Here is an 18,726-nt window from a genome sequence, read left to right on the forward strand (position 1 = left end):
CATCGGCGGGAATTTTTTTATAATTCATCATCTTCATTTGCTGAGAACATGTATTTTTTGTAATGGAACTTCATGCTAAATACAAGACCAATAGCAAGGGCATTTCCCATAAGTGAACTTCCACCGTAACTAATAAACGGTAAAGGGATTCCGGTAATCGGAAGTAGTTGTATTGTCATTCCGATGTTTTCAAAAACATGGAAGGTAATCATTGCGATAATACCAGCACACACATATGTACAGAATGGATCTTTTAATGTGAGTGTGATTTTTGTTAAATGGTAAATTAATAGGAAATAAAGACAAATGACGAAACTAGCACCTATAAATCCCCATTCCTCGCCGATTACGGCAAAGATAAAATCGGTATGGTTTTCTGCTACATATACTTCACGGTTCATATATCCTTTGCCGAAAATTTCTCCTGAACCAATGGCATTGAGTGAAGTGATTAAATGATAACCAGCTTTATCTGCATATGAGTATGGATCAATCCATGAATATATTCGTCCGAAATGGTAAGGTTTTACTCCTAAATATTCTGCAAGAAAATCTTGCATATATAAAGCCATCCATAAAATTAATCCGGCAATGCTCATACCACTGATAAAAATAGGTAGAATAATCTTCCATGAAATTCCTGCAACAACAATGAGTGCAGCAGTAATGGCAATAAATACTAGTGATGAACCTAAATCAGGTTGCTGCATGATAAGAGCAAGCGGAATGAATAATGACAAACCAATTTTTCCTAAAAGTAAAAAGTCTGTTTTAAGTGTTTTACTTACATACTTTTCATGGTGAGTGCTAATCAGTCTTGCGGTTGCAAGAATAAAAAAAGTTTTCATAAATTCAGAAGGTTGAATACTTCCGATACCTGGTATATGATACCAGCTTTTTGCTCCGTTTTTTGGCTCCCCTATTTGGCCTTGACCTTCTGGCATAAAAATAAGTACAAATAAGAGTAAAATTCCAAAACCATATAAATACCAAGACATTTTTTTATATTGCTCCGGCTCGAAATACATGACAAAAGCAACGATGAAGGAACCAATCACGTACCATTGTAATTGTTTAAAAACAAAATTTATTTGACCATATTGCCCTGTCGTTTGAGCGGAAGAAATAGCTACTAAACTAATAATTAAAAACATGACGAGTATGGCAGCAAGTTTCCAATCGAATCTTTCTGCAAAATTTCTGTTATTCTCCATTTTGTCCACCTATGTTCTATAATATTGCAATCAACAAAGCTCTTCATCAATATACTGTATCATATTCTATATGGTATTATAGCGAAAATATGATTTTATCCGATTAAAACACAACAATAAGACGAAACCTTTGTGAAATTGTTTCAAAAAATATAATTACATCATATAATAAACTTAACTGTTGCGGTATTGGAGAGTGATCGAATGGCTAAAAAACATAAGACGGTTGATGATTATTTTTACCATTTGTTTATACATATGAACGATGTTGATCGCTTTGTTATTTTTAGTGGTTTGTCATTAAAACAATTTATTGGAGCAATCGATTCAATCAAAAATGTTTTACTGTTAAAACACAATTACGAAGATGGTTTATTTAATATGCATACCCAGCTAGATTATATTCCAAGCGATGAAATAAAAAACTTTGTTAAAAAAGTGGATGATACAAATCAAGATTTGTGCTGGGTTGATTTTGCTGACGAAAGGCATGTAAATCAGCTTACTCCCATTGAGCAAGCAGAATTATTATATTTAGCTCATAAAAAGGAACCTGTTACAACACCGTTTTTTGTGAACCTGCAAAATCGTTATGTGTATTGTTCATCCGCAGCTGATCAAACAACGAAAATTTATTTTCGCTACTTAGAAGATTTTGAGACTCTCATTTCAACACTTATCAATAATATTATAAAAGAAAACGGAGGAAATGGGGGTTTTTGGCGAAGAAAGTCGAAGGAAACAATTCCAACGATTGACGTCTCATTATTAAAAGCATATCGCAATTATTTTAAAGAAGGTGCCTTGATTTCACTTTATAAAGTGGATAAACCAGACAACCACTTTGGCTTAGAAATTCGCACACTCTCCGATTATGATTATCCTGATGAAGTATGGAATGATTTAAAAATGATTTTAAAACAAGAACATGATGAATTTATTAAACTGAAGTAAACTTCCCTGTCCAAGGGTATTGCCAAATGACAGGGAGTTTTTTCTTTTTAGCATTCATGAATTAAATCTTTTCATGATAAACTAGTATTACTCAAAAGTTGGAGGTCGAAAAATGAAAAAACGAATCGGATTATTATATGGGGGGAAATCCGCGGAGCATGAAGTATCACTAATAACGGCTACAGCGGTAACCAAAGCTATCGATTTTGATAAATATGAAGTAATTCCGATTTATATTACCATTGATGGCGAATGGTGCAGAGGTCCTCAGTTAACGAAACCAGCTGAATCTATTGAAGAATTACAATTTACAAAGAAAGAAAGTAAACCAAACTACATTCTTGAATTTATTTTGGATGAGAATCAGGAACAAGCAAAATTTGATGTGATTTTTCCATTGCTCCACGGTACTTATGGTGAGGATGGCACAGTACAAGGATTGCTTGAATTATTGAACCTTCCTTATGTTGGAAATGGTGTTCTATCCTCTTCAGCTGGAATGGATAAGGTTGTCATGAAGCAATTGTTTAGCATTGCAGGACTAAATCAAGTACCATTCGTTTATTTTATTCGATATGAATGGGACCAAAACAAAGAGGCATTGCTTTCAAAGTGTGAACGTGAATTAACTTATCCGATGTTTGTTAAACCGGCAAACCTAGGTTCTAGCGTAGGAATAAGCAAAGCATCGAACAGAGAAGAATTAGAGAAATCGATTAATATCGCTTTTAAATATGATCGGAAAGTAGTTGTAGAGCAAGGAATTGAAGCCCGTGAAATTGAAATGGCTGTGCTTGGACATAATGAACCGAAAGTATCCGTAGCAGGAGAAATAAAGCCAACAACTGAGTTTTATGATTACGAATCAAAATATAAGGACGGATCAACAAAATTAATTATTCCGGCAGAAATTACAAAAGAAGTGGAAGAGAAAATGAAAGATATGGCCATTCGTGCCTTTAAAGTTTTAGATTGTTCCGGCTTAGTAAGAGCTGATTTCTTCGTATGTGGAGATGAAGTATTTATAAATGAAGTAAATACGATGCCAGGCTTCACTCCTGTCAGCATGTATCCACTTCTTTGGCAAAACAGTGGGTTAAACTATTCTGAATTAATTGATCAGCTAATCGAATTAGCACTTGAGCGACATAAAGAAAAACAACAACTTCAATTTAATAGAGAATAAGTGGGATGAATGATGAGAAAAAGTATTCAAGACATTGCAAATTGGTTAAATATCGAAGCTGGTGAACATGGTGAAAAAATCGTAACCGGCGTATCCATTGATACAAGAACAATTAAAGAAGGAGATTTATTTATCCCTTTTCGCGGGGAAAAAACGAATGGACATAAATATGTGCTTCAAGCTTTTGAAAAAGGAGCAAGTTGTTCCCTTTGGTTAAAAGATGAACCGAATCCACCAAAAGATGTACCGCTTCTTTTTGTAGAGGATTCTGGGCTCGCGTTGCAACAAATGGCGCGTATGTACCGCAATGAGCTGAAGGCAAAATTCATTGGAATCACAGGTTCGAACGGAAAAACATCTTCAAAAGATATTTTAGCAAGTTTGCTTTCACCATTTTATAAAGTGCAAAAAACGATTGGTAACTTTAATAATGAACTAGGTTTGCCTCTTACAATATTGTCTCTTGATGAAGATACAGAAATTGCAGTTTTAGAAATGGGAATGAGCGGGTTTGGCGAGATTGAGTTTTTATCCACATTAGCTAAACCGCATTATGCTGTTATTACGAATATTGGCGAAGCTCATATGCAAGATTTGGGATCAAGAGAAGGTATAGCGAAGGCGAAATTTGAAATTATTAAGGGATTCGATTCAGAAGGTGTATTATGTTATGACGGTGATGAGCCTCTATTGAGAGCATTAATTGAAATTACTCCCCAATTAAGATCGAAATCATTCGGTTTTCAACAAGGAAATGATTTAATGATTCGAGAAATAGAGACGACGGAAAAGGGCAGCCGCTTTATTGTTGATGGTGAATTAAACGGCGAATTTTTTATTCCGATATTAGGAAAACATCAAGTGAAAAATGCGTTAGGTGCTATGCTTGTCGCAAAATCTTTAGGAATGTCAGATGAACAAATTCGCAAAGGGTTGGAACAAGTATCTCTTACAGATATGCGGATGCAACTTGTTCCTGTTGGAGATGTTTTGTTTATAAATGATGCTTACAACGCAGCACCAACATCAATGAAAGCGGCAATTGAATTCCTCCAATCCACATCGATGCGAAAAGATAAATGGCTAGTTTTAGGAGATATGTTGGAGTTAGGAGATCAAGAGCAACAATTCCATGAAGAATTAGCTAAATACATTGATGAAAATCGTATTTCAAGAATATGTTTATTTGGGCCTCGTATGGAATGGTTATATCACAAAATAGCACCAAGATTTTCTGGGCGAATATTGCACACGAAAGATGACTACGGGAAAATCGTTGATTATATAAAACAACATGCCGATAAAGACTCGTTAATTTTAATTAAAGGATCTCGAGGTATGAAATTAGAGACGATAATTAATACTTTCAATAAATAAAGAATTCGCCATTAAAGTGGAATTCATGGAGACTCCGGCAGAAAAGAACGGGACGAATGGTGTTCGAAGTGAATTTCACTTTTTTTAAGAATTCTTCTGCAACAGGAGTGTTTTCTTATGTCTGTTGGTGTATTGATGTTGCACGGATTTTCTGGAGGACCGTATGAGGTGCAACCTTTAGCAGAATACATACGAAATCAAACCGATTGGATTGTGGAAATCCCCACATTTTGTGGTCATGGTGAAACACTTTCATTAAAAGGTTTCACAGCTGAGCATTGGCTGATTGATGCTGAGCTTGCTTATAAAAGATTAGCTAAAAAAGTCGACAAGGTTTATGTTGTAGGTTTTTCCATGGGAGGAGTCATCGCTTTATACTTAGGAAAACGATATCCTATAAAGAAAATCGTTTTGCTTAGTGCGGCTGTGAAATATATTGCTCCAAAGCAGTTATTAAGCGATTTACAAAAGTTTGCAAAAGAAGCCATTGAAGGACATTTAAAAAATAATGAATTATTTAAGCGATATGAGTATAAACTAAAAAATGTACCTGTTAGTGCAGCAATACAATTTATGAAAATCGTCCGGCAGGTTGAACCATATATTGAGTCAATCAATATACCAACCTTTATTGTTCAAGGAAAATGTGATGGAATCGTTCCGTATACAACCGCTCAATATTTATACGATAAACTTTCATCAAAGGAAAAATATATTTACTTTTCATCTTGTGGTAAACACCATATTTGTTATAGCGACGATTGTGAATCTTGGTTTCCGGATGTACTGCATTTTTTACAATCTGAAAAATAAGCTTTAGACAATAGAAGCATTATCGTTGCATAATTTTCATGTACCGTGTAGACTAGGGAGAGCAATGGATACATTTTATACAAATACTCTTCAAAGGAAACGAAGAGTACTTTTTTTTGAGTTTATCGGTTTTATTCTATTGGAACATATTGAAATGCATAGAATTGAACCGCTCGGCAAAGACCGGGCTTTCCTTTTCATATAAATAAATGTTTTCTCTAAGTATGAGGATTTATTAATTTGACGGAACGTTCTAACTAAAGGCTCGATATTTGCCGACATTCCATCTGAAAAATGTAACCATTTGTCGACTTAAGAGAAAAAAGGAGATTGAAGAGTTTGACAAATTTTTCAGAATTTAATATTAGTGAATCTACATTACGTTCGTTAAAACGTATGGGATTTGAAGAAGCAACACCCATTCAAGAAGGAACTATTAAATTTGCTTTAGAAGGTCGCGACATTATCGGACAGGCACAAACAGGTACCGGTAAAACGGCGGCGTTCGGTATTCCGATTATCGAAAAAATTGATACGAATAATCCGGATATTCAAGCATTAATTATTGCACCGACTCGCGAACTAGCTATTCAAGTTTCAGAAGAGCTTTATAAAATTGGATATGATAAGCGAGTAAAAATATTATCTGTTTACGGTGGACAAGATATCGGACGACAAATTCGTGCTTTAAAAAACAAACCGCAAATTATCGTTGGAACTCCTGGTCGAATAATAGATCATATCAACCGTCGTACATTGAAACTTGAACATGTTCAAACCCTTGTATTAGATGAAGCAGATGAAATGTTAAACATGGGCTTCATTGATGACATTAATGCGATTTTAGAAAAAGTGCCTGAAAATCGCCAAATGTTGTTGTTCTCAGCAACAATGCCGCCAGCGATTCGTAAAATTGCAACGAAATTTATGAAGAATCCAAAAGAAGTGAAAATTAAATCAAAAGAAATGACGGTTGAAAATATTGAACAATATTTTGTGAAAACTCAGGAGCGAGAAAAATTTGATATTTTAACTCGTCTTTTGGATGTACATCAACCGGAATTGGCCATCGTATTTGGTCGTACAAAACGCCGTGTAGACGAATTAGCGCAAGCGTTAAATATTCGTGGATATCTAGCAGAAGGTATTCATGGAGACTTGAGCCAATCAAAGCGTTTGTCTGTATTACGTCAGTTTAAAGAAAATAAAATTGATATCCTTGTTGCAACAGATGTGGCTGCACGTGGATTAGATATTTCTGGAGTTTCTCATGTGTATAACTTTGATATCCCTCAAGATCCGGAAAGTTATGTACACCGAATTGGTCGGACTGGGCGTGCAGGGAAATCAGGACTTGCTGTTACATTTGTAACACCAAGAGAGATGGGCTATTTAAGAATCGTTGAAGAAACAACAAATAAACGCATGACGCCTCTGCGCCCACCAACTGAAGACGAAGCATTAGCAGGGCAACAGAAATTGGCGATTGAAAAGCTTGTGGAAGTTGTTCAAGCAAATGATTTAAAAGATTATCGATTACTAGCAACAGAATTATTGGAAGATTATGATGCAGTAGATCTTATAGCTGCAGCCATCAAATCATTTACAAAAGAGCCGGACGATACTCCAGTGAAAATTACAGAAGAACGTCCGCTTCCAATGCGAAAAGAACGTTCAAATGGACGCAGTGGGGGACGAAGTGTTCGCCGAGAACACCGTGGAAGCAGAAGAGAAGGCGGTAAGAAAACGGGAGAACGCCGTCGAGGTAGAAAGTAAGAATAAATGTAAGCAGGAAGGGCTTCCCTCCTGCTTTTTATATTTGTTGAACCGATTCAATATATTGTTTGCGTAATTGAACTTTTTGTATTTTGCCTGAAGCTGTTTTTGGCAACTCATCTACAAAAGATACACTTTTTATTGCCTTAAAATGTGCTAATTTTGAACGAGTGAAGTCGATTAGTTCTTGCTCAGTAACCTGGTAGCCATCTTTTAATACGACAATGGCGTGAGGAGTTTCTCCCCATTTTTCGTGTGGAATAGCAATGACGGCTGCTTCTTTTATAGCAGGGTGTTCATATAATACGCCTTCTACTTCTATGGAAGAGATATTTTCACCGCCACTTATAATAATATCTTTTTTACGGTCAGTTATATCGATATAACCTTTCTCATCAATGGTGCCTACATCGCCTGTATATAACCAACCATTAATGATTGTTTCCATTGTAGCGTTTTCGTTTTTCCAATAGCCTTTCATCACGCCGTGTCCACGAACAATAATTTCTCCCATTGTTTTCCCATCGTGAGGAACTTCTTCGCCGTTTTCATCCACTACTTTTACTTCTGTACCTATAAATGGTGTACCGGCTTTTGCTTTCAATCTCATTTTTTCAACTTCTGAAAGATTTTCATATTGTGAAAGTATTCGGGAACCTAAGCTCAGTGGTGAAGATTCTGTCATTCCATAAACTTGGATGAATTCCCAGCCAAGGTCTTTTTCAACCCGTTCAACAAAGGCAGGAGGTGGTGCAGATCCAGCGATAACAACTCTCACTTTATGAGACACCACAGGTTTATGTTCATCATAATATTGCAATAATGTATTTAATACAGTAGGTGCCATATGAATGACTGTTACTTTATATTTTTGAATAGCATCAAAGATTTGATCAGCTGCAACTTTTCTCAACGTAACGTGAGTTGCTCCATTGGCAGTATAATAAAAAGGTGATCCCCACCCGTTCACATGGAACATCGGTAAGACGTGTAAGTATACATCTCGATCTGTAACGCGTAAGAAATGCATCGAGCTTAAAGCATGTAAATAATTGTTTCGGTGTGTTAGAAGGACGCCTTTTGGATTACCGGTTGTTCCGCTTGTATATAATAAACTGCATTCATCATTTTCATCCAAATCAACTCTGTCAAAGTTTGAACCATCAAAAGAAGCAAGCCATTCATCATAATTGATTTCATTTGTTTCACTATTTTTGTTATGAACAATAATTGATTCGACGGTATTTAATTTTGATTTGATTGGTTCAATTAAATGATAAAGTTCTTGATCTACAAACAATACTTTTGACTCGCTATGATTTAAAATAAAAAGATAATCTTCAGGTTTTAAACGAATATTTAAAGGTACCATTACTGCACCAACTTGATATATCCCATAAAAACCTTCTAGCATTTCAATCGTGTTTGGGGCAAGATATGCTACTTTATCATGTTTTTTAATGCCTAAAGATTGTAGCCCCCTTGACAGCTGATTTACTCGGGTGTTGAACTGGTAATAAGTGAATCGCCGATCCCCTTCATAACTGATAATTGCTTCCTTATTTCCGTATAATGCAACGGCTCGATCTAAAAAATGGGTTAAAACTAAAGGTACGTTCATCCAACTACACTCCTTACGTAATGAATAGTGATTTTATTAGACTGAAAATTCTAAAATTTATACAGAGAAAGCACTAGGAAGTCTAATATGATATATATGAATTTACTAAGCTAAAAAATGATGAATTAAAAAAATAAGGAGTTTTGAAACAAAATAAAAGGAAAACCGTATATGAAAGAGATAGATAAGAGGTGAGAGATAATGATAAGAAGAGAACCGGAATATCAAATTCCTAGAAAAGGATTAACGGTATGGAGATTATATGGACTTATTTATACTATTTTTCTATCAATAATTGCTGGAGTAGCTAGTTTTCTTACATATAAATTTGATGGGCCAACATTTATTTATTACATTGCAATTGTTTTTGTTGCCATCCCAGCCTTGGCATTAATTTGGCTATTTCCAAAAATTCGATGGGATCATTGGCGTTATGAAGTTAGGGAACATGAAATTGAAATTCAAAGTGGCTTATTTGTCGTAACGAGAACGTTGATTCCGATGGTTCGAGTACAACATGTGGATACATCACAAGGTCCCATATTAAAAAAATATGATTTAGCAAATATTTCGATTTCAACAGCAGCCACGACCCATGTAATTCCCATGTTAATAACAGAAGAAGCAGACCGTTTGCGAGCAAGAATTTCCGAGTTAGCGAGGGTGGCTGAAGATGATGTATAAAAAGTATAAACTCCATCCAGTTTCGGCTGTTATTAACTTTATAAAGGGATTAAAAGAATTAATTATTCCATTTTTAATTATTGCAGTTGCGAACGGTTTTAAAATTGAGAGTAATGACTTTTGGGAATATATCCCTTTATTAATTTTTTTATTGGTTCTAATATTTTATTTAATTTCCGGGTTTATTAGATGGTGGACTTTTGTTTATTGGTTTGAAGAAAATGAACTAAGAGTGGAATATGGACTATTTATCAAAAAGAAACGTTATATTCCTTTTGATCGCATCCAAAGTTTTAATTATAAAGAATCGATATTCCACCGTATTTTCGGTCTTGTTCAAGTTATGGTAGAAACAGCCGGAAGTACGGATGGTAAACCTGAAGTGGTGTTAACAGCTATAACGAGAGAAGAGGCTTCTCAGATTGAAAGAGAAACAAAGAAAGTAAACATAGAGCAAGCAAGTGAAAATGAATTCGAAGATAAAAACCAATTGGAAGCAGTTGAAGTTCAACAAGATCTTCATGAAATCATTTACAAAATTTCAGCAAAAGACTTATTTCTGCTTGCCACTACATCGAATAGTATAGGAGTGGTTATTGCAGGGGTAGCGGCTTTTATTTCTCAAGTTTCTGAATTTATACCTTACGAAAGGATTTTTGAAGAGCTATCAATATTTATACAATTTGGATTTATGATTGTGTTGATGACCATTTTCTTTACATTTTTAATGGCATGGATTGTATCAATCATCATTACATTTATTAATTACTATGATTTTACAGTTGTTCAAGAGAACGACCGAATTGTAATTACACGCGGTTTATTGGAAAAAAAGCGAATTACGATTCCAAAAAATCGAGTACAAGGAATTAAAATTGTCGAAAATCCTATAAGACAAATGGTTAAATATGCAACAGTCGTTGTAGAAAGCGCAAGCGGTGGTTTTGGAGAACACGATAAAAAAATCATGTTGTTTCCAATCATTTCGAATCAAAGAATGTTAGAACCGTTACGACAATTATTTCCACATTTTGATTTTGAAATGGAACCGGATTTTATTCGTCCACCAAAGAAGGCAAAACCTCATTTTTATAGGATTGATATTCTGTGGCTTCTTCCAATCATTGGATTATGTTCTTACTTCTTTTATCCATTAGGTTTATTTTCGATATTATTTGTACTTCCTGTTCTTATGCTTAGATTATGGCAGTATAAAACAAATGGCTTTATCATTACAGGTAACCAACTAACATTGCGTTATCGTGTGATTAGCCGAGTGACGTTTATTGCAGAAAAGAAACGGATTCAAGTTGTCCAGAGTAAACAAAATTATTTTCAAAAAAGAAAAAACATCGCTTCTATTCAAGCTACCGTTATGTCTGGTATTACAGGTGCAACTGCGAGAGTATCTCATTTAAATGAATCAGATGTAAATGAGTTACTTTCTTGGTTTGAAAAATCAAAGGAAATGAAAAAAGAGGATGCCTAATGCATCCTCTTTTTATATAAAAAATTTTTTATTGTCCAAATTAGTATTATTTCATGCGCCAACGTAATATATTTTTTGGTGAGAAGTAGGCAAGCCCTAACATGAATCCAGTAATTAATCCACCAACGTGGGCGTAAAAGTTCGTATTCGGTTGTAAAAATGTCATAATTAACCCGATGATAATAATTGGCATAATGATTTGTTTTAGTTGCGGCATTGTATTTCTAGTATAGTAGACAAGTGCTGCATAAGCTCCGAAAATACCATAAATTGAACCACTGGCTCCTACGCTGGCATAATCCAAATGTTGAAAAATGAAGGTAGCGACGTTACCAAACAGTCCTGATATTAGGTAAATCGTAAAGAAGCGAATTTTACCAGAAATTCTTTCCAATTCTGGACCGAATAAAAATAAAGCAAACATGTTAAATAGAATGTGAAAGAATCCTGCATGAATAAAAGTAGCAGTGATTACTCGCCACCATTCGCCTTCAGCGATCAACCTATTCACGCTCATTCCTGAGTAAAAAATTTTATCGCCAATAATAGGAATCAGCGTTAATATGTACACGATTAAGTTCAACGCAATTATCGTTGAAACTACTGGATAGAACTTAATATATTGTCTAAAATTTTCTCTTCGAACAAACATAATAGTCACCTCAATTTATAAAATTATTATACATTGAATTTAGAGATTATTAAAAGGAGAACGCCAACATATGATAAAAGGAATAGGTTTAGATATCGTAGAGATTGATCGAATATATGAGTTAATGAATCGAACAGATAAGTTCCAGAGACGCATTTTATCAGAACGAGAATTGTCCGTTTTTAAAGAGCTTTCTGAAAAAAGAAAATGCGAATTTTTAGCAGGAAGATTTGCAGCAAAAGAAGCTTTCTCCAAAGCAAATGGAACGGGGATAAGGGAGGGATGTGAGTTTCACCAAATTGAAATCTTAAATGATGAACTTGGGAAGCCAATACTTTATTTTAATGGCCAAGTTGTAAATGGTTTTGTCAGCATTACACATTCGAGGGATTATGCTGCAGCACAAGTTATTATTTTGAATTCCTGATTATCAACATGAAATTGTGTTATTGTCCAAAAGTGATAGCATAAACTTCTACTGCCCCTCATATATTTGTCGTATCGAGTTAGAGTAGAAAGGATGGAGTTTTGAGACACAAAGTCATTATATTTTTCGTTTTGCTGTTAAGTGTCGTCGTGCTGAGTGCTTGCGGTAAAGATTCGAAGGAAGAAGTTTTGGAAAAGCTGCACGAAAAATGGGCAGAAGGCAAAGGATACGAACTCGATGCTACAATGGAAATTAAAACAGGAAACGAACCAAGAGTTTATGATGTTAATGTATGGCACACACAACCAGATTTTTATCGAGTTGAAGTTTCTCAAAAAGATGAAAATGTAACCCAAATGATTATTCGAAATAAAGAAGGAGTATTCGTCGTCACACCTTCATTGAAAAAAACGTACAAGTTCCAAAGTGAATGGCCAAAACAAAATAGCCAACCGTATCTAATTGGAGCGTTAGCTGAAGACTTGTTGGCAGATGAAAATGTTGTGATGGAGGAAACGGAAGATAGCTATATCTTTACTGTTGCAACGAGAAATAATCATAAGAGCATCATGCCTACTCAAAGAGTAACCGTAGATAAGAAAACATTGCTCCCAAAAAGTGTTTCAATATTAGACGAGTCTGAAGAAGAGCAAATGCTAATTACATTTAAAAAGATCGATTTAGGTGTGCAGCATAAAGAAAAAGAATATGCAGTTGAACAATTTACGAAAGAAAATGAACCAAATGTAGCGACCGAAAAAGAAAGTACTGAATTCCAAACACATTATCCAATATTAACTTGGGGTAACACAACTTTAGTAGATGAAAAACGTATTGAAAACGACGGCGTAGAGCGTGTTATTCTCACATTTGAAGGTGATAAGTCCTTCACATTAGTACAAGAACCGATTGAGCTAGGCGAATCTGCAACAATTCCTGTATTCCAACCAGGAGATCCACTAGATTTAGGATTTACAATTGGTGCTATTACAGACCATTCAATTAGTTGGGAAAAAGATGGTATTTCATTCTTCATTGCTTCCAATGATTTAACGAAGGAAGAATTGATTGAAGTTGCAGCGTCAGTTACAGCGGGTAGTTTGAAGTAATTTCATTGCTTTGTTGGACGGAGAGATTTACAATACAAACAAGAAAGCTTAAGATTTGAAGTTTAAAAAAAATAAAAGAGGGAATACTTAATATGCGTAACAATAAGCACTTCCGTCCAACAAAAGCAATTATTGATTTAAATGCAATAAAATACAATGTAAATGAATTAAAAAAACATATTCAACCCAATGTTCAAATTATTGCAGTCGTGAAAGCGAATGCTTATGGACATGGAGATATTGAAGTAGCGAAAGCGGCGTTGGAAGCTGGAGCAAGCATGCTCGCAGTAGCTACTCCTGACGAAGCTCTTCATGTTCGGAAACATATACCGACAGCCGAAATATTAGTGCTAGGATATTCACCAGCATCCTTTGCAGATTACGCAGCAGAAGAAAATATTACATTAACGGTATATTCTCCAAATTGGGTTGAAGAAGCAAAAAAAGTTTGCAACAAGTCACTGAAACTACATATTAAAGTAGATACTGGAATGAATCGTATTGGCGTAACAACAGTAAAAGAGTTGCGCTCCCTGTATGATGCAATTCAATCGGCAGAGCACTTTATACTTGATGGAATTTTTACTCATTTTGCAACAGCAGATGAAGAGGATGATTCTTACTTCCAAAAACAAGTTCATCGATTTGAACAATTTATAAAAGCATTACCTGAAAAACCGAGAATCGTTCATGTCGCAAATACTGCAACCACATTAGTAAAAGATGCGCGTTTGCAGTATGATGCAGTACGTTTCGGTATTTCAATGTATGGATTAGCACCATCAAAATATGTAAAATCGAAACATCCTTTTCCATTTAAACCTGCTTTTTCATTGGAAACGGAATTAGTAGCAATAAAACAAATCGGACCTGGGGAGTCTGTTGGTTATGGAGCTACATTTACTGTTAATGAACCAACTTATATCGGTACATTACCGATTGGTTATGCAGATGGATTAATTCGCAAATATAGCGGACAGGATGTATTGATTGATGGAAAACGAGTACCTATTGTCGGACGAATTTGTATGGATCAATGTATGATTGCTTTACCTACTGCATATAATATTGGTGAAAAAGTTGTTTTAATTGGAAAGCAAAAAAATGAAGAAATTACTATTGATGAGTGGGCTGCTAAAGTAGATACAATTAACTACGAAGTTCCTTGCATCATCACTTCCAGAGTACCGAGAATTTATTACAAAAATGACTAAAATACGACAAAATCCTCAACAAAAACTGTAAAAACATCAGAATTTGTAACATCTTGTCTTTTCAACTCTATATTCAGATGATAGAATGAGATAGAGTGATGAGAAAAGGTACGGTTTTTGTGGAGGTGCTTGTTGTGTACGCAAAAAAAGTGAATGGTGCAAAGGAAGTAAAGGTGGCTCTTCCTCAGGAAATGGTCATGGAATTTTGCGGTGGAAATTTAGAATATTCGAATAATGAAACGTTTATTTATACGTTTAAGAGAAGAGAAGCTGCGTGCAAGCAACCAAATCAAATACGGGAAGCTTTGAGAAAAGGCTATGTAGAAATGGCTCAAATTAATTTGTCGATTTCATGTGAATGTCTACATGCCGAGTATGAAGCAGAACATACAGTGGAGCGTCTCGTAAGCGGGGGATGACATTATTGATTGTAAAACGTGGGGACGTTTTCTTTGCAGACTTGTCGCCTGTTGTAGGTTCTGAACAGGGCGGTACAAGGCCTGTGTTAATTATCCAAAATGATATTGGGAATCGATTTAGTCCTACTGTGATTATTGCTGCAATTACTGCGCAAATTCAAAAAGCAAAATTACCTACCCATGTCGAAATAGATGCGAAAAAATATGGATTCGAAAGGGACTCGGTAATTTTGCTTGAACAATTGCGCACTATAGATAAGTCCAGATTAACCGACCGAATAACCCATCTGGACGATGAGCTGATGGAAAAAGTCGATATCGCTTTGGAAATAAGTTTAGGTTTAATAAAATTTTAATACATATTCGATGAGGCTAATAAAGCAAACGATGCTTTATTAGCTTTTTTTGCTTAAAAAAGAGGAGAATGCAAAGATGATTTAGAAAATAATATTAATTAGATAGAAATAATAATTCGATCGTTCTTATCAAAAATATCTAAATTTTCGAAAGTACCGTCATTGCGGCTATATTTATTTAATTGATGGAAGATTATTCAATACGTTATATTAAATATATAAAATACTATTTTTATCAATATCCTTATCAATATTTTTAACTACATATTGTTTTAATAGAATAAAGACCTAGTGATTAGGGAACATCAATGGGGGTGTTAATAAATGAGAAATCACCCGACAGTAAATATAGTTACGGAATTAGATATAGTTGCTGCACGTCGATTAAGCCGCTATTTAGCCAAGGAAATTGGCTTTGAAGTTGTTGATCAAGCAAGAATTGCCACCGCTACAAGTGAATTAGCAAAAAATATTTATTTATATGCCACCATGGGGGAAATTATTGTCGAAAAATTAGAGAAAGATGGACGAAAAGGAATTGCTATTACAGCAATAGATAATGGTCCAGGTATTTCTGATCCTCGCAAAATCCTGGAAGATAATTATACAACATCCAATAGCCAAGGAGTCGGACTTCCAGGTGTAAAACGATTAATGGATTCTTTCCAAATCAATTCTGAATTAGGTAAAGGAACTGTGATAAGGATTGAAAAGTGGTTGGAATAGGGAGTGTATTCCTCTTGAAAAAATTAAAAGTCCAATATCAAAAAGTCTTATCAGATTATTTATTAAATCAAAATGAAAGCAATCTATACATCGGTCAAAATTTAGTGCGCCAATTAATGAAGAATAATGTTTCTCCTGAAGATTTAGTTAGTATTCATAAACAGTCGCTAGAATATATCGTTCCAGATCTTCCTGATTCTGTATTCAATTCTTTTGATTTTTTAATCGAAGTGATGGTTGACTTTGGATTGATGTTAAAGGAACATCAAAGTTTATTATTAAAGCAAGAAGAGATTCGAATTGAAATGGAAATAGCCGCAAAAATTCAGAATTTATTGCTTGAAACAAAAATTCCGAAACCCAACGGTCTTGATATTGGAATGGTTTCTGTGCCTGTTCGAAAAATGAATGGTGACTATGTTCACTTTATGCATGATGATGGGAAATATTTTAGTGTAGCTGTTACGGATGTAGTTGGCAAAGGTGTACCTGCAGCACTATGTATGTCGATGGTGAAATATGGTTTGGATACGTTAGAATATGCAAACAATAATCCTTCCTATGTTTTAGAAGTATTAAATCGTATTATTGAAAAGAGCGTTGATGACAGTATGTTCGTATCCATGTTTTACGGTCGATATGATTTGGAAAAGGATATATTTACTTTTGGTTCAGCGGGACATGAACCTGCACTTTACTATAACTCCAAACAACAAACATTTACAGATTTAGATTCTAATGGATTATTATTAGGAGTATTGCCTGAGATGAAGTACTCTCAAACTGACATTCATCTATCAGAAAATGATTTTATCATTATGATCACTGATGGTGTAACAGAATTTAGAAATATGGACAACTTTGACTCACGAGCATATATTAAGGAATTAGCGAAATCGTTAAATCATTTAAGTGCGCAAGAAATGTGTGAGAAGATTTTTGAATACTTAAATAAATTGCAAGATTTTCTATTGGAAGATGATTTTACTATTGTTACAATTAAAAAATATTAGAAAGTAATATAATTTTAGGTTTAATCATTGTATTTTGGGGGAAAGGTACTTTAGTCAATTTGGAGGTGTCCTGGATGAATGTCAATGTACAATTTCGGGAAGAAGGGAATCGTATATATGGGGTAATAGAAGGAGAAATCGACACTTACACTGCTCCAATGTTAAGGGAGGAACTAGAGGTAATCACAATCAATAAAAGTTCGATTATTGAATTAGACCTATCAAAAGTTACCTATATGGATAGTACGGGATTGGGAGTTTTTGTTGCATTTTATAAAAAAGTATTAAAAGAAAATGCCGAATTAAAGTTAGTACGCCTATCTAGTCGCTTAGCTAGATTGTTTGAAATCACTGGGCTGAGTGAATTAATGGATATTGAAACTGATAAAAAGGTGGAACCAGCTAATGAGTGCATTTGATTATGTAGAAATACGAATTCCTGCAAAGCCACAATATGTAAGTGTTATTAGGCTTTCGATATCTGGTTTAGCCACTCGAGTAGGCTTTTTTTATGATGAAATTGAAGATATGAAAATTGCAGTCAGTGAAGCGGTTACAAATGTAGTGCAACACGCCTATTATGGTATGGATGAAGGAGAAATCGTCATCGGCTGTGCACTGTACAATAATAAAATGGAAATTATGGTTTCAGATTATGGAAATGGATTTAATTTCGAAGAGATTAAGTCAAAAATTGGACCATATCGAGAAGACGAAAATATTAGAAGTTTACGAGAAGGCGGACTAGGTCTTTATTTAATGGAAACTTTAATGGACGAGGTGAGAGTGAACAATGAAGGTGGAGTTACTGTTTTCATGACGAAATATGTCGCAAGAGAGCAGGTGAAAGAAAATGTCCACAAAATCCCAATCACTTAGGCTCGAAGAAGAAGTTGTTTCTTTCATTCTCCAATATCAACAAACAGGAGATGAAGAACTTCTGACAAGTATTGTGCTTCATTATGAGAATTTAGTTGAATCCATTGCAAAAAAATATTCCTATGGAAAATCGCTTTATGATGATGTGTTTCAAGTTGGGATGTTGGGATTGTTAGGTGCAATAAAACGTTATGATCCCTCTCTTGGCAAAAATTTTGAAGTTTTTGCTATTCCGACAATTATTGGTGAAATTAAACGTTTTTTGCGTGATAAAACTTGGGATGTTCATGTTCCACGCCGTATAAAAGAGTTAGGACCGAAGATAAAATCAGCCGTGGAAATGTTAACAGTGAAATTACAGCACTCCCCTACTATTCCAGAAATCGCGAATTACTTAGGTGTTGAAGTGGAAGAAGTATTGGAAGCAATGGAAATCGGAAAAAATTATCAAGCATTATCGATTGATCATTCTATTGAATCAGATACAGATGGAAGTACCGTTACATTATTAGATATGCTAGGAAAAGAGGATGATCGATTCGAGCTTACAAATAAAAGAATTGTATTTTCTGAAGTAATAGATATCTTATCAGAACGGGAAAAGCAAATAATTCAACTTACCTTTTTAGATCAATTAAGTCAAAAAGAAGCTGGTGAAATGCTAGGGATTTCTCAAATGCATGTTTCTCGTATACAGAGAAAAGCCCTTGAAAAACTGAAGAGCGCTATTACGACTAATAGCAGTGTTTCAATTTAATAGAACAGAAAATGTGGACAAGCCTGCTCAATCTACTGGAGTGGGCTATTTTTATATAAG

20 protein-coding genes are annotated in these 18,726 nt (G+C 34.8%); 17 read left to right on the forward strand and 3 right to left on the reverse strand.

From position 1 onward, the window contains the following. Window positions 1-17: 17 nt before the first annotated feature. Window positions 18-1,214, reverse strand: coding sequence for an FtsW/RodA/SpoVE family cell cycle protein (locus tag NSU17_RS09225; RefSeq protein ID WP_340704850.1), 1,197 nt, complete (start codon window positions 1,212-1,214; stop codon window positions 18-20). A 204-nt stretch (window positions 1,215-1,418) separates the two neighbouring features. Between NSU17_RS09225 and NSU17_RS09230 the strand changes: the two genes are divergently transcribed. The 5 genes from NSU17_RS09230 (at window position 1,419) to NSU17_RS09250 (ending at window position 7,320) form a co-directional block, all read left to right on the forward strand. Further along, the gene (locus NSU17_RS09230) at window positions 1,419-2,168 is read left to right on the forward strand and encodes a hypothetical protein (RefSeq protein ID WP_340704851.1); all 750 of its coding nucleotides are present in this window, start codon (window positions 1,419-1,421) and stop codon (window positions 2,166-2,168) included. Window positions 2,169-2,280: 112 nt separating this feature from the next. Beyond that, window positions 2,281-3,354 (forward strand): D-alanine--D-alanine ligase, encoded by a 1,074-nt coding sequence (locus NSU17_RS09235; protein ID WP_016838318.1) that lies wholly within the window; start codon window positions 2,281-2,283, stop codon window positions 3,352-3,354. A gap of 12 nt (window positions 3,355-3,366) precedes the next feature. Continuing rightward, complete coding sequence (locus tag NSU17_RS09240) at window positions 3,367-4,731, forward strand: UDP-N-acetylmuramoyl-tripeptide--D-alanyl-D-alanine ligase (RefSeq protein ID WP_340704852.1); 1,365 nt, start codon at window positions 3,367-3,369, stop codon at window positions 4,729-4,731. Window positions 4,732-4,848: 117 nt separating this feature from the next. Beyond that, window positions 4,849-5,544 (forward strand): alpha/beta hydrolase, encoded by a 696-nt coding sequence (locus tag NSU17_RS09245; RefSeq protein ID WP_168412639.1) that lies wholly within the window; start codon window positions 4,849-4,851, stop codon window positions 5,542-5,544. A 339-nt stretch (window positions 5,545-5,883) separates the two neighbouring features. Then, window positions 5,884-7,320, forward strand: a complete 1,437-nt coding sequence (locus tag NSU17_RS09250; protein WP_340704853.1) for a DEAD/DEAH box helicase — start codon at window positions 5,884-5,886, stop codon at window positions 7,318-7,320. A 37-nt stretch (window positions 7,321-7,357) separates the two neighbouring features. Here NSU17_RS09250 and NSU17_RS09255 read toward each other — a convergent pair whose 3' ends face one another. Continuing rightward, window positions 7,358-8,941, reverse strand: coding sequence for a long-chain-fatty-acid--CoA ligase (locus NSU17_RS09255; protein ID WP_016838314.1), 1,584 nt, complete (start codon window positions 8,939-8,941; stop codon window positions 7,358-7,360). Between the two features lie 201 nt (window positions 8,942-9,142). On the opposite strand from NSU17_RS09255, the gene NSU17_RS09260 reads away from it, so the two are divergent. Both NSU17_RS09260 and NSU17_RS09265 read left to right on the forward strand, forming a co-directional pair. After that, window positions 9,143-9,625, forward strand: a complete 483-nt coding sequence (locus NSU17_RS09260) for a PH domain-containing protein (RefSeq protein ID WP_016838313.1) — start codon at window positions 9,143-9,145, stop codon at window positions 9,623-9,625. Further along, on the forward strand, window positions 9,615-11,114 hold the full coding sequence (locus NSU17_RS09265; protein ID WP_016838312.1) for a PH domain-containing protein: 1,500 nt from the start codon (window positions 9,615-9,617) through the stop codon (window positions 11,112-11,114). Before NSU17_RS09260 ends, NSU17_RS09265 begins: the two co-directional genes overlap by 11 nt. A gap of 46 nt (window positions 11,115-11,160) precedes the next feature. Here the strand turns inward: NSU17_RS09265 and NSU17_RS09270 are convergent, their stop codons facing one another. Further along, window positions 11,161-11,766 carry a rhomboid family intramembrane serine protease gene (locus NSU17_RS09270; protein ID WP_016838311.1) on the reverse strand — a complete coding sequence of 202 codons (606 nt, stop codon included), beginning with the start codon at window positions 11,764-11,766 and terminating at the stop codon, window positions 11,161-11,163. Window positions 11,767-11,836: 70 nt separating this feature from the next. Here NSU17_RS09270 and acpS point away from each other — a divergent pair, with 70 nt between their 5' ends. From acpS to sigB, 10 genes are all read left to right on the forward strand, one after another. Next, window positions 11,837-12,193 carry a holo-ACP synthase gene (gene acpS, locus NSU17_RS09275; protein ID WP_340704854.1) on the forward strand — a complete coding sequence of 119 codons (357 nt, stop codon included), beginning with the start codon at window positions 11,837-11,839 and terminating at the stop codon, window positions 12,191-12,193. Window positions 12,194-12,294: 101 nt separating this feature from the next. Next, entirely contained in the window at window positions 12,295-13,302 is a 1,008-nt protein-coding gene (locus tag NSU17_RS09280; RefSeq protein ID WP_096549794.1) for a LolA family protein, read from the forward strand. A gap of 92 nt (window positions 13,303-13,394) precedes the next feature. Then, complete coding sequence (gene alr, locus NSU17_RS09285) at window positions 13,395-14,516, forward strand: alanine racemase (protein WP_340704855.1); 1,122 nt, start codon at window positions 13,395-13,397, stop codon at window positions 14,514-14,516. Window positions 14,517-14,614: 98 nt separating this feature from the next. After that, entirely contained in the window at window positions 14,615-14,935 is a 321-nt protein-coding gene (locus NSU17_RS09290) for a hypothetical protein (protein ID WP_016838307.1), read from the forward strand. A 5-nt stretch (window positions 14,936-14,940) separates the two neighbouring features. Then, on the forward strand, window positions 14,941-15,291 hold the full coding sequence (locus NSU17_RS09295; RefSeq protein ID WP_096549791.1) for a type II toxin-antitoxin system PemK/MazF family toxin: 351 nt from the start codon (window positions 14,941-14,943) through the stop codon (window positions 15,289-15,291). Between the two features lie 324 nt (window positions 15,292-15,615). Then, window positions 15,616-16,017, forward strand: coding sequence for an anti-sigma regulatory factor (locus tag NSU17_RS09300; RefSeq protein ID WP_340432512.1), 402 nt, complete (start codon window positions 15,616-15,618; stop codon window positions 16,015-16,017). 14 nt (window positions 16,018-16,031) lie between these two features. Then, complete coding sequence (locus NSU17_RS09305) at window positions 16,032-17,030, forward strand: PP2C family protein-serine/threonine phosphatase (RefSeq protein WP_340704856.1); 999 nt, start codon at window positions 16,032-16,034, stop codon at window positions 17,028-17,030. A 74-nt stretch (window positions 17,031-17,104) separates the two neighbouring features. Further along, complete coding sequence (locus tag NSU17_RS09310) at window positions 17,105-17,449, forward strand: STAS domain-containing protein (protein ID WP_016838303.1); 345 nt, start codon at window positions 17,105-17,107, stop codon at window positions 17,447-17,449. Next, a complete protein-coding gene (rsbW, locus tag NSU17_RS09315) occupies window positions 17,436-17,909 on the forward strand; it encodes an anti-sigma B factor RsbW (RefSeq protein ID WP_096549789.1) in 474 nt (157 codons plus the stop codon). The genes NSU17_RS09310 and rsbW overlap by 14 nt, the downstream gene beginning before the upstream one ends. Beyond that, window positions 17,884-18,666, forward strand: a complete 783-nt coding sequence (sigB, locus tag NSU17_RS09320; RefSeq protein ID WP_340704857.1) for an RNA polymerase sigma factor SigB — start codon at window positions 17,884-17,886, stop codon at window positions 18,664-18,666. The genes rsbW and sigB overlap by 26 nt, the downstream gene beginning before the upstream one ends. Window positions 18,667-18,726: the final 60 nt, after the last annotated feature.

The sequence above is a fragment of the Ureibacillus sp. FSL K6-2830 genome, assembly GCF_038004145.1.
Lineage (GTDB): Bacteria > Bacillota > Bacilli > Bacillales_A > Planococcaceae > Ureibacillus > Ureibacillus thermosphaericus.

Excerpts from the sequence above, each read along its gene's own strand:
- acpS (WP_340704854.1), top strand. The coding sequence starts at position 11,837 with ATGATAAAAGGAATAGGTTTAGATATCGTAGAGATTGATCGAATATAT.
- NSU17_RS09260 (WP_016838313.1), top strand. The coding sequence starts at position 9,143 with ATGATAAGAAGAGAACCGGAATATCAAATTCCTAGAAAAGGATTAACG.
- NSU17_RS09230 (WP_340704851.1), top strand. The coding sequence starts at position 1,419 with ATGGCTAAAAAACATAAGACGGTTGATGATTATTTTTACCATTTGTTT.
- sigB (WP_340704857.1), top strand. The coding sequence starts at position 17,884 with ATGTCCACAAAATCCCAATCACTTAGGCTCGAAGAAGAAGTTGTTTCT.
- NSU17_RS09265 (WP_016838312.1), top strand. The coding sequence starts at position 9,615 with ATGATGTATAAAAAGTATAAACTCCATCCAGTTTCGGCTGTTATTAAC.
- NSU17_RS09225 (WP_340704850.1), bottom strand. The coding sequence starts at position 1,214 with ATGGAGAATAACAGAAATTTTGCAGAAAGATTCGATTGGAAACTTGCT.
- NSU17_RS09240 (WP_340704852.1), top strand. The coding sequence starts at position 3,367 with ATGAGAAAAAGTATTCAAGACATTGCAAATTGGTTAAATATCGAAGCT.
- NSU17_RS09245 (WP_168412639.1), top strand. The coding sequence starts at position 4,849 with ATGTCTGTTGGTGTATTGATGTTGCACGGATTTTCTGGAGGACCGTAT.
- NSU17_RS09235 (WP_016838318.1), top strand. The coding sequence starts at position 2,281 with ATGAAAAAACGAATCGGATTATTATATGGGGGGAAATCCGCGGAGCAT.
- NSU17_RS09310 (WP_016838303.1), top strand. The coding sequence starts at position 17,105 with ATGAATGTCAATGTACAATTTCGGGAAGAAGGGAATCGTATATATGGG.
- NSU17_RS09255 (WP_016838314.1), bottom strand. The coding sequence starts at position 8,941 with ATGAACGTACCTTTAGTTTTAACCCATTTTTTAGATCGAGCCGTTGCA.
- NSU17_RS09290 (WP_016838307.1), top strand. The coding sequence starts at position 14,615 with ATGAGAAAAGGTACGGTTTTTGTGGAGGTGCTTGTTGTGTACGCAAAA.
- alr (WP_340704855.1), top strand. The coding sequence starts at position 13,395 with ATGCGTAACAATAAGCACTTCCGTCCAACAAAAGCAATTATTGATTTA.
- NSU17_RS09270 (WP_016838311.1), bottom strand. The coding sequence starts at position 11,766 with ATGTTTGTTCGAAGAGAAAATTTTAGACAATATATTAAGTTCTATCCA.
- NSU17_RS09300 (WP_340432512.1), top strand. The coding sequence starts at position 15,616 with ATGAGAAATCACCCGACAGTAAATATAGTTACGGAATTAGATATAGTT.
- rsbW (WP_096549789.1), top strand. The coding sequence starts at position 17,436 with ATGAGTGCATTTGATTATGTAGAAATACGAATTCCTGCAAAGCCACAA.